Source organism: Bacillus sp. GbtcB10 (assembly GCF_019091365.1).
Taxonomy (GTDB): Bacteria; Bacillota; Bacilli; order Bacillales; family Bacillaceae; genus Bacillus; species Bacillus altitudinis.
Genome location: NZ_JAGXJP010000257.1, coordinates 1 through 255, shown reverse-complemented (window position 1 = coordinate 255; position 255 = coordinate 1). Strand labels below are relative to the sequence as shown.

Annotated in this window: 1 pseudogene; it reads right to left on the bottom strand. The window is 39.2% G+C overall.

Features of this window, described 5'->3' with window-relative positions:
• Positions 1-188: pseudogene (locus KVT11_RS20225) on the bottom strand (UDP-glucose 6-dehydrogenase); the annotation flags it as partial.
• Positions 189-255 lie beyond the last annotated feature (67 nt).

Below are 255 nucleotides of genomic sequence, written 5' to 3'. Positions count from 1 at the left end.
CCCTCTTCTGTATTCTTCACAATCAATTCCTTTAAGCCCGGTTCATAAATTGGAACAAGACCGCTTTTTAAGCTGTTGATTTTTGATCCGTCGATGTCACAACATATGACGCGATTTCCGATATCAGCAAAACAAGTACCCGATACTAACCCGACATATCCTGTACCAATCACAGCAATTTTCTTCAACATGTTTCATCCTCTCAGTAAAAGCATATTGGTCGTTCCAAACTGTTTAACTATCAGTCTTTGCACA